Genomic DNA, 13901 nt, shown 5'->3' with positions numbered 1-13901 from the left:
TGCAGGAACACCGGGGGAGCAGGAGTGGAGCCTGCAGGAACGACCGGGGGAGCAGGAGTGGAGCCTGCAGGAACGACCGGGGGAGCAGGAGTGGAGCCTGCAGGAACGACCGGGGAAGGCCGTCGGGACGCACTGCACCGTTTCAGTCGGCGGAATCGAGCAATTCGTCCCGCATCGTGAGATCAGTACACCTCGGGGGCTCACGCTGCCGGGTACGTTGAGTCAATGTTCTCCAAAGTTTTGGTTGCCAACCGCGGTGAGATCGCTATCCGTGCCTTCCGCGCTTCCTACGAACTCGGTGCCTCGACCGTTGCGGTCTTCCCGTTCGAGGATCGGAACTCGGTGCACCGGACGAAGGCCGACGAGGCGTATCAGATCGGGGAGAAGGGCCACCCCGTTCGCGCGTACCTCTCGGTCGACGAAATCGTGGCCGCCGCCCAGCGCAGCGGTGCCGATGCGGTCTACCCGGGATACGGATTCCTTTCCGAGAACCCGGATCTGGCCGCTGCGTGCGCCGAGGCCGGCATCACCTTCGTCGGGCCGTCCGCGGATGTGTTGGAGCTGACCGGTAACAAGGCACGGGCCATCGCGGCGGCGAAGGCTGCAGGCCTTCCGGTTCTCGCGTCGTCGGAGCCCTCGGCGGATATCGACGAGCTCGTCGCAGCGTCGGAGTCGATGACCTTCCCATTGTTCGTCAAGGCGGTGGCCGGCGGCGGGGGCCGCGGTATGCGCCGAGTGGCCGAACCAGCCCAGCTCCGTGAGTCCATCGAAGCCGCTGCACGCGAAGCAGAGTCGGCGTTCGGTGATCCGACTGTGTTCCTCGAGCAGGCCGTGATCGATCCTCGACATATCGAGGTTCAGATACTCGCCGACGGCGAGGGCAATGTGGTGCACCTCTTCGAGCGAGACTGCAGCGTTCAGCGTCGGCACCAGAAAGTCATCGAGCTGGCTCCGGCACCGAACCTACCCGCAGAACTGCGCGAGAGAATCTGCGCCGACGCCGTAGCCTTCGCCAAGCAGATCAACTACTCGTGCGCAGGTACCGTCGAGTTCCTGCTCGACACCCGCGGCAATCACGTCTTCATCGAGATGAATCCGCGAATTCAGGTGGAGCACACCGTCACCGAAGAAGTGACCGACGTGGACCTGGTGCAGTCGCAGTTGCGTATCGCCTCGGGGGAGACGCTCGCGGACCTCGGTCTACAGCAGGAGAACATCGTGCTGCGCGGTGCGGCGTTGCAGTGCCGAATCACCACCGAAGACCCCGCCAACGGGTTCCGGCCCGACGTGGGACGCATCACCGCATACCGCACCCCGGGTGGTGCCGGAGTGCGCCTGGACGGTGGCACGACGCTCGGTGCCGAGGTCGGCGCGTACTTCGATTCCATGCTCGTCAAGCTCACGTGCCGCGGCCGTGACTTCGACACTGCGGTGGCGCGGGCCCGACGTGCAGTGGCGGAGTTCAGAATTCGCGGTGTCGCAACGAACATCCCGTTCCTGCAAGCTGTTCTGGTCGACCCCGACTTCACTGCAGGTCGAGTCACCACCTCGTTCATCGAGGAGCGTCCGGAACTTCTGACCTCTCGCTCCTCGGGTGACCGCGGCACCAAGATCCTCACCTATCTGGCCGATGTGACGGTCAACAAGCCGCACGGTGACCGTCCGTCCTCGGTGTACCCGCACGACAAGCTTCCTGCGGTCGACTTCTCCGCACCTATTCCGGACGGTTCGCGTCAGCGGCTGCTCGCGCTGGGCCCCGAGGGTTTCGCTCGAGAGTTGCGTAATCAGCGAGCACTCGGTGTCACCGACACGACCTTCAGGGATGCGCACCAGTCTCTGCTGGCGACACGAGTACGCACGAGCGGATTGCTCGGCGTCGCCCCGTACGTGGCGCGCACGACGCCGCAGTTGCTCTCCATCGAGGCATGGGGCGGTGCCACCTACGACGTGGCACTGCGATTCCTGCACGAGGATCCGTGGGAGAGGCTGGCGAGCCTTCGAGAGGCAGTGCCCAACATCGCAATTCAAATGTTGTTGCGCGGTAGGAACACCGTCGGCTACACCCCGTATCCGGAGAAGGTGACCCGTAGTTTCGTCGCCGAGGCCACCGACACCGGAATCGACATCTTCCGCATCTTCGATGCCCTCAACAACGTGGACCAGATGCGGCCCGCCATCGATGCGGTGCGCGAAACCGGTACTGCGCTGGCCGAAGTGGCACTGAGCTACACCGGCGACCTCTCGGACCCGAACGAGAACCTGTACACCCTCGACTACTACCTGAAGTTGGCCGAGCAGATGGTCGAGGCAGGTGCGCACGTGCTTGCCATCAAGGACATGGCCGGTCTGCTCCGCGCTCCCGCGGCCAAGACGTTGGTGACGGCGCTACGGTCGAACTTCGATCTGCCCGTGCACGTACACACCCACGACACACCCGGCGGTCAGCTGGCCACGTACCTGGCAGCGTGGGAGGCCGGTGCCGACGCCGTCGACGGTGCCAGTGCAGCGATGGCAGGAACAACCAGTCAGCCTGCGCTGTCGGCGATCGTCGCAGCGGCGGCGCACACAGAGCGGGACACCGGCCTCGATCTTCGGGCCGTGTGCGACCTGGAGCCGTACTGGGAAGCGGTGCGAAAGGTGTACGCGCCGTTCGAGTCCGGGTTGCCGGCACCGACGGGCCGCGTCTACACCCACGAAATTCCCGGTGGTCAGCTCTCGAACCTTCGGCAGCAGGCCATTTCGCTGGGACTCGGTGACCGCTTCGAGACGGTCGAGGCGAATTATGCTGCGGCAGATCGCATGCTCGGTCGCCTGACCAAGGTGACGCCGAGCTCGAAGGTGGTCGGCGACTTGGCTCTGGCTCTGGTCGGTGCCGGAGCATCCGCGGCAGAATTCGCCGAGGATCCCAGCCGCTACGACATACCGGATTCGGTGATCGGATTCCTGCGCGGGGATCTGGGAACCCCGGCGGGCGGGTGGCCGGAACCGTTGCGGACCAAGGCTCTCGAGGGGCGCGGTGCCGGCAAGCCGGTCACGCCGTTGACCGAGGAAGACGAGAAGAGCCTCGACGGCACGTCGGCGCAGCGTCAAGCGACTCTCAACCGGCTGCTGTTTCCCGGTCCCACAGCCGAATTGGCTGCGCACCGTGAGAAGTACGGCGATACGACGCGGCTGTCGGCGAATCAGTTCTTCTACGGTCTGCGTCAAGGTGACGAGCATCGAGTCATGCTGGAGAAGGGAGTCGAGCTGCTCATCGGTCTCGAAGCGATCTCCGATCCGGACGAGCGGGGTATGCGCACCGTCATGTGCATTCTCAACGGGCAGTTGCGGCCGGTCTCGGTGCGTGATCGATCCATCTCGAGCGAGGTGCCGACCGTCGAGAAGGCGGACCGCTCGAACTCCGGTCACATCCCGGCACCGTTCGCCGGCGTGGTCACGCTGTCGGTCGAAGAGGGACAGAAGATCTCGGCCGGCGACACCATCGCCACGATCGAGGCGATGAAAATGGAGGCCGCGATCACCGCTCCGCGCGGAGGCTCGGTGACCCGGCTGGCGATCTCGGGTGTTCAGCAAGTCGAGGGTGGCGATCTTCTCGTCGTCATCGGTGGGGGGTCGACGGGCGAAGAGGCCGGGAGCGAATGACACGGATCGTGGCGGGTGCGGCCGGAGGTCGACGGTTGTCGGTACCGGGCCAGGGCACCCGCCCCACCTCCGAGCGGGTACGGGAGGCGTTGTTCAGCTCGCTCGAGAGTCGGATGGATTTGGACGGTGCAGCGGTACTGGACCTGTTCGCTGGATCGGGGGCACTGGGACTCGAGGCGCTCTCGCGCGGAGCGTCGTCGGCCGTGTTGGTCGAGTCGGACGCTCGAGCGGCAGCGGTGGTGCGAAAGAACATCGATTCGGTGGGTTTGCCCGGCGCGTCGGTCAGATGTGCGCCGGTGGCCTCGGTGCTGGCAGGGGCGGCAGATGCTGCCTACGACCTGGTGCTCGCCGACCCGCCGTATGCCGTCACCGACAGTGCGGTCGGCGGACTGCTGGACAGGCTCGTCACCGGGGGATGGCTGGCGCCCGACGCAGTGGTCGTGCTCGAGCGGTCTTCGCGCTCGCCGGAGACCGAGTGGCCGACCGGATTGGTGGCGGAGAAGTCGAAGAAGTACGGGGAGAGTCGAATCGAGATCGCGGTCTGCAAGGCCGAGATCGGCTGATAGGTTCTCGGGCATGACTGGCGCACTGTGCCCTGGATCCTTCGACCCGGTGACCAACGGTCATCTCGACATCTTCGAGCGTGCCGCGGCTGCGTTCGACGAGGTGGTGGTGACGGTGATGGTGAACAAGAGCAAGAAGGGCATGTTCAGTATCGACGAGCGTATCGAGATGCTCGAGGTCGCGACCGAGCATCTGCCCAACGTCAGAATCGGTTCCTGGTACGGACTGCTGGTCGATTACGCTCGGCAAGAAGGCTTTTCGGCGATAGTCAAGGGACTGCGCAGTGCCAACGACTTCGATTACGAATTGCAGATGGCGCAGATGAATCGAACGTTGGCCGGTGTCGACACGCTGTTCCTGCCGGCGAATCCCGCGCACAGCTTCCTGTCTAGCTCGTTGGTCAAGGAGGTCGCGACTTTCGGGGGAGACGTGACCGGCATGCTCCCGCCGTTCGTGCAGGAACGATTGATGTCTCGTATCGCCGAGCGGGCAGCCGACCAGCGCGCAGCGGACTAGTTCGAGGAGCGACACACCGGGCCGGTATAGCGCAGACATGCGCATGGGCAGGCAGACTGGGAAGCGCAGCATTGTGAGGCTCGGCCGCCCGGCGGTCGGTACGTGCAGTGGCAGATTCGACGATTGGGGTTACCGGTGTACCGCGTATTCGAGGCGCTCGACGAACTCGTCGCCATTGTCGAGGAGGCGCGCGGCGTTCCGATGACGGCCGGATGCGTCGTCCCACGTGGCGACGTGCTGGAACTTCTCGACGACGTTCGGGATGCAATCCCCGGCGAACTCGACGATGCACAGGACGTGCTCGATCATCGAGACAAGCTCGTGGGCGATGCGAGGGCCACAGCGGAGAAGACGGTCGGCACCGCCAACGCCGAAGCGCAGGACACCGTCGAGACTGCCCGTGACTCCGCCGACCGCATTCTCGCCGATGCCAAAGCGCAGGCGGATCGCATGGTGTCGGAGGCATCGGCCCACGCCGAGCAGCTCGTGTCCGATGCCGAGGCAGAAGCCGAGCGAACGGTGCTCGACGGCCAGCGTGAGTACGAGGACCTCACCGTTCGCGCCCGCACCGAGGCCGATCGGATGATCGAGTCCGGCGAGGCGTCGTACGAGCGGTCGGTTGCCGACGGCACCGCCGAACAGAACCGATTGGTATCGCAGACCGAGGTGGTGCAGACCGCTCACGCCGAGTCGGCTCGGGTGATCGATTCTGCCCACGCCGAATCCGATCGGATGCGCAGCGAGTGCGACGTGTACGTCGACACCAAACTGGCGGAGTTCGAGGAGTTCCTCAGTGGCACCATCCGGTCGGTGGGCCGTGGCCGTCAGCAACTTCGAACCGGTTCCGGTGTCCCCGAATACGGCAGCGAGCCGTACGGCGAATCCGCATACGGTGGCCAGGACGGTCGTCGCAGTCGCCACTGAGCGGCGGCGATTTGCCCTCGTATGCACGCATGCGTATCGTTGTGGGGTTGCTTACCGACGGTAGGCACATCGACAGTAAGGAAGATCAGCCGTGCCCCCGCCCAAGAGAACGACCCGTCCTGAAGTGGACGAAGGATTCGTTCTGGACATTCTCAACCTCGGTCGTCGACCCGGGTCGACGAAGACCGTCGAGCGGACGGTTCCGGCTCCTTCCCGAATCGGCCTCGATGCGATCGCCATCGAAGCCGGTGTTCCGGTCTCGCTCGACCTGCAGTTGCAGGCGGTGTCGGAGGGCGTTCTCGTCACCGGTTCCGTTCGAGCTGCCACTGCCGGGGAGTGCACACGGTGCCTCGATCCGGTCAGTGGCAACGTCGACGTCTACCTCACCGAACTGTTCGCTTACCCGAACAGCATCACCGAGGAGACCACCGATGCGGACGAGATTCACCGCGTCGCCGACGACCTGATAGATCTCGAACCCGTCATCGTGGACGCGGTGGGTCTGGAGCTTCCACTCCACCCCGTCTGCAGCGACGAGTGCGAGGGATTGTGCCCAGAATGCGGCGTTCGCCTGGCGATTGCTGAATCCGGCCACAGTCACGATACAATTGATCCTCGCTGGGCTGATCTTGCAGCCAAATTTGGCGTGGATCCAGAACCGAGCACAGAACTTGTGAACAACGAAGCCGAGGAGAAGTAAGTGGCTGTCCCGAAGCGCAAAATGTCGCGTTCCAACACGAGGTCGCGTCGTGCACAGTGGAAAGCCACTGCGCCCACTCTCGTGACGTGCCCCAACCGCGGTTGTGGCGAGAAGACGTTGCCCCACATCGCGTGCCCCTCGTGTGGCACCTACAAGGGCCGCCAGGTCGTCGCAGCGGTCTGATCTCCGCTTTCGTGACCAACGAGGTAGTGGATCGGCACAACGGCGATTCACAGAAGAATAGTTCTACACCCGTCAGCGGCGGGGACGACCGAGAGTCGCTCCTCGCCGCTATCGGTGTGTCTTTGTCCGAGCCGCTGTTGACCCTGGCTTTGACCCATCGATCCTTCGCGTACGAGCACGGTGGTCTGCCGACCAACGAGCGCCTCGAGTTCCTGGGCGATTCGGTGCTCGGCCTAGCGGTCACCGAACATCTCTACGTGGTGCATCCCACCAAGTCGGAAGGTCAACTGGCCAAGATTCGGGCCAGTGTGGTCAACATGCATGCCCTGGCCGAGGTTGCGCGTGGTCTCGGCGACGGTGGTCTGGGTCGTCACCTGTTGCTGGGCAAGGGGGAGGAGCAGACCGGTGGACGTGACAAGCCGAGCATCCTCGCCGACGGGATGGAATCGCTGCTGGGTGCTATCCACTTGCACCACGGGATCGACGTCGCCCGGACCGTGGTTCTGACCCTCTTCGCAGGATTGCTCGATCGCGCCCCCAAACTCGGTGCCGGTCTGGACTGGAAGACGAGCTTGCAGGAATTGACTGCAGAACGCGCACTCGGCGTTCCCGCGTATGCGATCGAGTCCACTGGGCCGGACCATGACAAAGAATTCACCGCCACCGTGTTGGTCGGCGAATCTCCTTTGGGCGTCGGCGTCGGGCGATCGAAGAAGGAAGCCGAGCAGAAGGCGGCCAGCTTGGCGTGGAATGCGCTGTCGAACAACGACACCGCCGTTCCGGTCGAGTCGTCACCCGAACCTTCCTGATGCCCGAACTGCCCGAGGTCGAGGTTGTCCGGCTCGGTCTGGAATCTCACGTGGTGGGTAAGACGGTGCGTTCGGTGGAGGTACTGCACCCTCGCGCCGTGCGGCGACACGACCTCGGCGGTCTCGATCTGATCGGCCAGCTGCGGGGCCAGCGAGTCTCCTCGGCTCAGCGACGGGGAAAGTACCTGTGGCTGGTGATGGAGCCCGGCGACTTCGCAACCGTCGTGCACCTCGGCATGAGTGGACAGATGCTGGTGCAGCCGCCGTCCGCACCGGATGAGAAGCACCTGCGGATTCGTGCGCGGCTCGACGACGGCACCGATCTTCGCTTCGTCGACCAAAGGACCTTCGGCGGCTGGGCACTCGCCCCGATCGTGACGGTGGACGGCACCCCGGTACCCGAACCGGTCGCACACATTGCGCGCGATCCGATCGATCCGCTGTTCGACGCCGAATCGGTGGTGAACGTGTTGCGCGGCAAGCACACCGAGATCAAGCGAGCTCTGCTCGATCAGACCGTGCTCTCGGGGGTAGGCAACATCTACGCCGACGAGGCGCTGTGGCGAGCGAAGATTCACGGCAACCGCATTGCCGAGACGCTGACGCGGCCCGCGCTGCGGCGACTGCTCACCGCGGTGCATGCCGTGATGGGTGAGGCCCTGGCTCAGGGCGGAACGTCGTTCGATGCGCTCTACGTCAACGTCAACGGCCAATCCGGCTATTTCGATCGTTCTCTCGACGCCTACGGGCAGGAGGGTCTGCCCTGCTCGCGCTGCGGGGCCCCGATCAGGCGTGAGAAGTTCATGAACAGATCCTCGTTCAGCTGCCCCACCTGTCAGCCGCGACCCCGACACGCACGCAGCACAATCTCACCCGCCTAGTATTTCTGTCCATGGTAGAACAGAGCACGCCGACCAACCTCTGGGTCGAGCGCACAGGCACCCGTCGCTATACCGGTCGTAGCTCCCGGGGAGCCGAGGTACTGATCGGTTCCGAGTCGGTCGACGGCGTTTTCACACCCGGTGAACTGCTCAAAATCGCGCTCGCAGCGTGTACCGGCATGAGCTCGGATCTACCGCTCTCGCGTCGACTGGGAGACGACTACTCCGCCACCGTCGAGGTTTCCGGTGCTGCAGATCGGGAGAACGAGCGGTATCCGGAACTGAACGAAATTCTTCGGGTCGACCTCGGCGCGATGGACCCCGAGGCGCAACAGCGACTGCTCACGGTCGTCGAGCGCGCCATCGACAAGGTGTGCACGGTCGGCCGGACCCTGAAGGCCGGCACCGTGATCAACCTGGACATCGACGTGGACGCCTGATGAATTTCGGAGTCGATGTGAGTCAGGTCCTCGGTTCGGCATGACCGACGAACGGTTGACGGCGTGGGTGCACGGCCAGGTTCAGGGAGTCGGGTTCCGCTGGTGGACTCGCTCGCGCGCGCTGGAGCTCGGCCTGCTCGGTCACGCGACCAACCACACGGACGGACGGGTCCTGGTCATCGCTGAGGGCCCGCACGAGCGCCTCACTGCCCTCCTGGACTTGCTCCGCGGCGGCCGGACCCCGGGCGCGGTCACACTCGTGGTCGAGAGTTGGGAGGGTGCCCGCGGCGGCCTGACGGGCTTCGTCGAACGCTGACCCGCCGTCGCCCGCGGACGGCTCGGTGCACGTCGGTGCGTTGTACCGGTAAAGTACGGACGCTATGTATCTCAAGAGTCTGACGCTCAAGGGCTTCAAGTCCTTTGCTTCAGCGACGACTCTTCGTTTCGAGCCCGGAATCACCTGCGTCGTCGGCCCCAACGGCTCCGGCAAATCCAACGTTGTGGACGCTCTGACCTGGGTGATGGGTGAGCAGGGTGCCAAGGCGTTGCGCGGCGGAAAAATGGAAGATGTCATCTTCGCGGGAACCTCGGGTCGGGCACCCCTGGGTCGAGCCGAGGTGACTCTGACCATCGACAACTCCGATGGCGCTCTGCCGATCGACTACTCCGAGGTATCGATCACCCGGCGCATGTTTCGCGACGGCGCAGGGGAGTACGAGATCAACGGCAGCTCGTGCCGTTTGATGGACGTCCAGGAGTTGCTCAGTGACTCCGGTATCGGGCGCGAGATGCATGTCATCGTCGGGCAGGGTCGGCTGGCGGCAATCCTGGAATCGCGTCCCGAGGATCGACGGGCCTTCATCGAGGAAGCGGCCGGGGTACTCAAGCACCGCAAGCGCAAGGAAAAGGCAGTTCGCAAGCTCGATGCGATGCAGGCGAACCTTGCGCGGCTGACGGACCTGACCACCGAACTGCGCCGTCAGCTCAAGCCACTGGGCAGACAGGCCGAGGTTGCGCGGCGCGCCCAGACGGTGCAGGCAGATCTACGGGATGCTCGTCTGCGACTGGTAGCCGACGACTTGGTGGCCAGGCGGGAAGAATTCGCGAACCAGACGCAGGACGAGGAAGCCGCGCGCGAGCAGTACGCAATGGTGCAGGACGCCCTCGAAGCCGGGACCGTAGCGCTCGGGGAACACGAGCAAGCCGTCGCACGGCTGACCCCAAGTGCAGAAGCGGCAGGTCAGACCTGGTTTCGTCTCTCTGCGCTGGCCGAACGCGTGAACGCGACGGTACGTATCGCGCACGAGAGGGCCCGGCACCTCGACGCCGTCCAATCCGCCGGTCGGGGACAGGACCCGGACGAGCTCGAAGCACAGGCCGAGCGAGTCGCCGAGGAAGAAATGGAACTCGTCGAGGCCGTCGAGATGGCTCGCGAGACCCTCGAGGCAGCACGCGAGCAGCTCGCCGAGCGTGAAGCTGCCGCCTCGGCCGCCGAGCGCGCCCACCTCGCTGCCGTACGCGCCGTCGCCGATCGCCGTGAAGGGTTCGCGCGCCTGTCCGGTCGGGTGGACACTTTCCGGACCAAGGTCGAGTCGATCGACGCCGAGGTCGCTCGACTGTCGGTGGCCATCGACGAGGCCCGTGAACGCGGCGAATCTTCCCAGCACGAGTTCGAGAGCGTGCAGGATCGGATCGGCACTCTCGACGCGAGCGAGCTCAGCCTCGACACGCACTACGAGCGGGCAGTGGCCGCCTTGCGACACGCTGACGCACGAGTATCGGAATTGCAGGCCGAGGAACGTATCGCGGGCAAGAAGGTGGCGTCGTTCGAAGCCCGGATCGAGGCGCTCACGATGGGCCTCGAACGCAAGGACGGTGCCGGCTGGTTGGTGGAAAACCAACAGGAAGGACTGTCCGGTCTGCTCGCCGGGCATCTCACGGTGGAGCCGGGGTACGAGATCGCGGTGGCTGTGGCCATGGGTCCCGCGGCCGACGCAGCACATGCCGATTCCTTCGGCGCCGCACGCGACGCGGTGCTGGCGCTACGTGCGGCCGACGGTGGCCGAGCCTCCATTGTGCACAGCAGTTCTGTTGCAGTGCAAGCAAATTCACGTGCCGGGCTACCGAGTGGTGCGCGGTGGGTGCTGGACCTCGTCGGTTATCCGGACAGGTTGGCCGGGGCGATGGCGGCGTTGCTCGACGGTGTGGTTGCTGTCGACTCGCTCGACGATGCGCACCGGCTCGTGTCCGGTTCCGGCGACCTGCGTGCGGTGACAAAAGACGGCGATGTCGTCGAGCCAGGCTGGGTCACCGGCGGATCGGACCGTCGTCCCAGCACCCTCGAGGTGCAGTCGGCAATCGACACGTCGACCGTCGAGTTGGCAGCCGCCGTACGCCGCTCGGAGGAACTCGATGCGGCGCTGTCGGGCGCTTTGGCGGAGCAGCGGGACCGGCGCGAGTCGGCGGAGCAGGCCCTTGCCGCTCTCAACGAATCCGATGCTGCAATGGCCGCGGTGTACGAGCAGTTGGGCCGACTGGGCCAGCTGGCACGTTCGGCGCACGCCGAGTCCGCGCGACTGACGACGCAGCGCAGCGCGGCCGAGGCGAGCCGCGAGGAAGCCATCATGCGTCTGGCCGAGCTCGAAGACAGTGTGCGGGCGGCCGAGGACGAGCAGTCCGGTTTCGCGGGGGACGGTGAGAGCGGCGACGCAGCAACCACCATGGAACGGGAGATGGCGGCAGCAGCACTGACCGAAGTGCGCGCGGTGGAGGTCGAAGCGAGGCTGAACGTGCGGACGGCCGAAGAGCGCGCACAGTCGGTGCGAGGCCGAGCAGATTCGCTGCGCCGGGCGGCGCGCGCCGAACGCGAGGCCAGGGCACGAGCCGAACGCGAGAGCGCCGCCCGTCGGCACGCGGCTGCCGTGGCCGCCGCGGTCGGTGAATCGGGGGAGCAGATAGCCGAGCGGCTCGCCGATATCGTTGCTGCTGCGGCCCGAAGGCGAGACGAGCTGTCCGCCGAACGGGCCACGCGCACAGTCGAACTCGACAAGGTGAAGGAGCAAGTTCGAGCCTTGCAGGGCCAGCTTGCGTCGATTACCGACGCCGTGCACCGGGACGAGGTTGCCCGCGCACAGGCTGCGCTGCGAATCGAACAACTCGAGTCCACGATTCTCGAACAGCACGGTATCGGTCTGGACGATCTGGTGGCCGAGTACGGGCCCGACGTGGCGTTACCCCCGACCGAACTGGAAATGGCGGAGTACGAGGCAGCCAAAGAGCGCGGTGAGCAGGTGGTGGCCCCCGCGCCGATGCCGTTCGAGCGCGCCGCCCAGGAGCAGCGGGCCAAGCGCGCCGAACGTGATCTCGCCACGCTCGGCAAGGTGAACCCGCTGGCACTCGAGGAGTTCGCAGCCCTCGAAGAGCGCTACAACTTCCTGTCCACCCAGCTCGAGGACGTCAAGTCCGCGCGCAAGGATCTGCTGGGAGTGGTCGCCGACGTCGACGATCGCATTCTGCAGGTCTTCACCGAGGCCTGGCTCGACGTCGAACGAGAATTCACCGGAGTGTTCGCCAAGCTGTTTCCCGGCGGCGAAGGACGGTTGATCCTGACCGACCCGTCGGACATGCTCACCACGGGAATCGAAGTGGAGGCTCGGCCGCCGGGCAAGAAGGTCAAACGACTGTCGCTGCTCTCGGGCGGCGAGAAATCGCTGACCGCGGTGGCCATGCTGGTGGCCATCTTCCGTGCCAGGCCGTCACCGTTCTACGTCATGGACGAGGTCGAGGCCGCCCTCGACGACACCAACCTGCGTCGACTGATCGGCCTGTTCGAGCAACTTCGCGAGAAATCGCAGTTGATCGTCATCACGCACCAGAAGCCGACGATGGAAGTCGCCGACGCGCTCTACGGCGTGAGCATGCGCGGCGACGGCATCACCACGGTCATCTCACAGCGTCTGAACCGACAACGCGTCGCGGTGGACGCAACCGAGCCCGACGCGACGCCGGTCGCCACCGAACCGAACACCGACTCCGAGGACCGGCCCTGACGGCCTACTGCTTCCGGTACAGCTGATCGGTGTAGGACGGTCCGTAGAACTCGCGTAGTTCCTCCACCGTCTCGGGTGCCTGCGGGACCATTGCTTTCGTCAGTGTGGCGACGTCGGGAAGGGTCTCGGCATCCCAGGTCTCCGGCTGCCACAGCTTCGACCGCATGAACGCCTTGGCGCAGTGGTGGAACACCTGCTCGATGTCGACGACCAGGCACATGATCGGGCGGTGACCCTTCACCTGCAGCTCGTCGAAGAACGGTGCGTCGGTGACCAGCGATGCGCGACCGTTGATGCGCAGTGTGTCGCCGCGGCCGGGAACGAAGAAGTTCAGCCCGACGAACGGGTTCTCCAGAATGTTGCGGTAGCCGTCCATTCGGTGGTTGCCCGGCCGTTCGGCGAGTGCGATCGTGGCGTCGTCGAGGACATGAACCAGGCTGCCGGGCGGATCGCCCTTGGGGGAGACGTCGCATCGTCCGCTCGCGTCCGAGGTTCCCACGAGGCAGAACGGTGAGGCGGCGAGCCACTGCACGTCGAGCTCGTGCAGAGTGCGCCGATCCTTGTTGGCCGCTCGGAAGCTCGGCTCGCCGAACATCTCCGTCAATCGGTCGGCGTCGCGCACCGTCGTCCACTCCATGACCGGCATGGTATCGGTAGGACTCGACGCGCGAGAAGTGAATTTCTCGTGCAGCGCACCACCGGTGACGAACTGCCGTGACCACCTGAGAGGATGGTCTGCGTGAGTAACCAAGCGTGGATCATCGTCGCGGCGATCGCTGCCGTCCTGCTCGTCGTTCTGGTCGTCGGGCTGGTGCTGTCCCGTCGGCGGAGAGTGTCCCTCAAGTCGGCCGAGGCTGCGCGGATCGAGGAAGCGCCCACCAAGGACAGATCCGGTGGATACACCGCGGGCAGCGGCTTCTCCTTCAGCCAGGGCACAGCAACAGCAGATCCCGTTGTTCCGCCTGCCCCCAGGCCGGTCGATCCCACGCCGGTCGATCCCACGCCGGTCGATCCCACGCCGGTCGATCCCACTCCCGTTGCTCCCACTCCCGTTGTGCCCTCGTCGACGGAGCCGGACACCGAACGGTCCGAGCCCGACGTTCCGGCGACCGAGACGCCGGCGCCCGAGCCGGTTGCGCCCGAGCCGGTTACGCCCGCGCCGCCTGCGCCCGAGCCGGCTGCGCCCGAGCCGG

The 13901-nt window shown here is 65.4% G+C and carries 12 protein-coding genes and 2 pseudogenes; 13 read left to right on the top strand and 1 reads right to left on the bottom strand.

From position 1 onward, the window contains the following. The 12 genes and pseudogenes from RHODMAR_RS29165 to smc form a co-directional block, all read left to right on the top strand. Positions 1-180: pseudogene (locus RHODMAR_RS29165) on the top strand (hypothetical protein); the annotation flags it as partial. 45 nt (positions 181-225) lie between these two features. Beyond that, on the top strand, positions 226-3642 hold the full coding sequence (locus tag RHODMAR_RS18320) for a pyruvate carboxylase (RefSeq protein WP_008717380.1): 3417 nt from the start codon (positions 226-228) through the stop codon (positions 3640-3642). After that, on the top strand, positions 3639-4205 hold the full coding sequence (gene rsmD, locus RHODMAR_RS18315; protein WP_008717378.1) for a 16S rRNA (guanine(966)-N(2))-methyltransferase RsmD: 567 nt from the start codon (positions 3639-3641) through the stop codon (positions 4203-4205). Before RHODMAR_RS18320 ends, rsmD begins: the two co-directional genes overlap by 4 nt. Before the next feature lie 13 nt (positions 4206-4218). Then, positions 4219-4722 carry a pantetheine-phosphate adenylyltransferase gene (gene coaD, locus RHODMAR_RS18310; RefSeq protein WP_008717376.1) on the top strand — a complete coding sequence of 168 codons (504 nt, stop codon included), beginning with the start codon at positions 4219-4221 and terminating at the stop codon, positions 4720-4722. 135 nt (positions 4723-4857) lie between these two features. Beyond that, on the top strand, positions 4858-5646 hold the full coding sequence (locus RHODMAR_RS18305; protein ID WP_042939818.1) for a DivIVA domain-containing protein: 789 nt from the start codon (positions 4858-4860) through the stop codon (positions 5644-5646). Between the two features lie 91 nt (positions 5647-5737). Then, positions 5738-6346, top strand: coding sequence for a YceD family protein (locus RHODMAR_RS18300; protein WP_008717374.1), 609 nt, complete (start codon positions 5738-5740; stop codon positions 6344-6346). Then, positions 6347-6529, top strand: coding sequence for a 50S ribosomal protein L32 (gene rpmF, locus RHODMAR_RS27645; RefSeq protein ID WP_008717347.1), 183 nt, complete (start codon positions 6347-6349; stop codon positions 6527-6529). It abuts the gene before it with no gap. Positions 6530-6555: 26 nt separating this feature from the next. After that, entirely contained in the window at positions 6556-7338 is a 783-nt protein-coding gene (gene rnc, locus RHODMAR_RS18295) for a ribonuclease III (protein ID WP_008717339.1), read from the top strand. Then, the gene (gene mutM, locus RHODMAR_RS18290) at positions 7338-8219 is read left to right on the top strand and encodes a bifunctional DNA-formamidopyrimidine glycosylase/DNA-(apurinic or apyrimidinic site) lyase (RefSeq protein ID WP_008717338.1); all 882 of its coding nucleotides are present in this window, start codon (positions 7338-7340) and stop codon (positions 8217-8219) included. Before rnc ends, mutM begins: the two co-directional genes overlap by 1 nt. Before the next feature lie 11 nt (positions 8220-8230). Continuing rightward, entirely contained in the window at positions 8231-8659 is a 429-nt protein-coding gene (locus tag RHODMAR_RS18285) for an OsmC family protein (protein WP_008717337.1), read from the top strand. Positions 8660-8699: 40 nt separating this feature from the next. Further along, a complete protein-coding gene (locus RHODMAR_RS18280; protein ID WP_042939817.1) occupies positions 8700-8975 on the top strand; it encodes an acylphosphatase in 276 nt (91 codons plus the stop codon). Between the two features lie 64 nt (positions 8976-9039). Further along, entirely contained in the window at positions 9040-12708 is a 3669-nt protein-coding gene (gene smc, locus RHODMAR_RS18275) for a chromosome segregation protein SMC (protein WP_008717336.1), read from the top strand. A 4-nt stretch (positions 12709-12712) separates the two neighbouring features. Here the strand turns inward: smc and RHODMAR_RS18270 are convergent, their stop codons facing one another. Next, positions 12713-13345: an MSMEG_1061 family FMN-dependent PPOX-type flavoprotein gene (locus tag RHODMAR_RS18270; RefSeq protein ID WP_008717335.1), complete on the bottom strand. Its 633-nt coding sequence runs from the start codon at positions 13343-13345 to the stop codon at positions 12713-12715. A 102-nt stretch (positions 13346-13447) separates the two neighbouring features. On the opposite strand from RHODMAR_RS18270, the pseudogene RHODMAR_RS18265 reads away from it, so the two are divergent. Next, a pseudogene (locus tag RHODMAR_RS18265) lies at positions 13448-13901 on the top strand (signal recognition particle-docking protein FtsY); the annotation flags it as partial.

The organism is Rhodococcus sp. AW25M09 (genome assembly GCF_000333955.1).
Classification (GTDB): Bacteria; Actinomycetota; Actinomycetes; order Mycobacteriales; family Mycobacteriaceae; genus Rhodococcoides.
Note: the sequence above shows the minus strand (reverse complement) of the source record. Positions and strands in the feature narration are given on the sequence as shown.

What these genes read in the sequence shown, in the direction of transcription:
- RHODMAR_RS18280 (WP_042939817.1), top strand. Translation starts at nt 8,700, where the DNA reads ATGACCGACGAACGGTTGACGGCGTGGGTGCACGGCCAGGTTCAGGGA.
- coaD (WP_008717376.1), top strand. Translation starts at nt 4,219, where the DNA reads ATGACTGGCGCACTGTGCCCTGGATCCTTCGACCCGGTGACCAACGGT.
- smc (WP_008717336.1), top strand. Translation starts at nt 9,040, where the DNA reads ATGTATCTCAAGAGTCTGACGCTCAAGGGCTTCAAGTCCTTTGCTTCA.
- rsmD (WP_008717378.1), top strand. Translation starts at nt 3,639, where the DNA reads ATGACACGGATCGTGGCGGGTGCGGCCGGAGGTCGACGGTTGTCGGTA.
- RHODMAR_RS18270 (WP_008717335.1), bottom strand. Translation starts at nt 13,345, where the DNA reads ATGGAGTGGACGACGGTGCGCGACGCCGACCGATTGACGGAGATGTTC.
- mutM (WP_008717338.1), top strand. Translation starts at nt 7,338, where the DNA reads ATGCCCGAACTGCCCGAGGTCGAGGTTGTCCGGCTCGGTCTGGAATCT.
- RHODMAR_RS18285 (WP_008717337.1), top strand. Translation starts at nt 8,231, where the DNA reads ATGGTAGAACAGAGCACGCCGACCAACCTCTGGGTCGAGCGCACAGGC.
- RHODMAR_RS18320 (WP_008717380.1), top strand. Translation starts at nt 226, where the DNA reads ATGTTCTCCAAAGTTTTGGTTGCCAACCGCGGTGAGATCGCTATCCGT.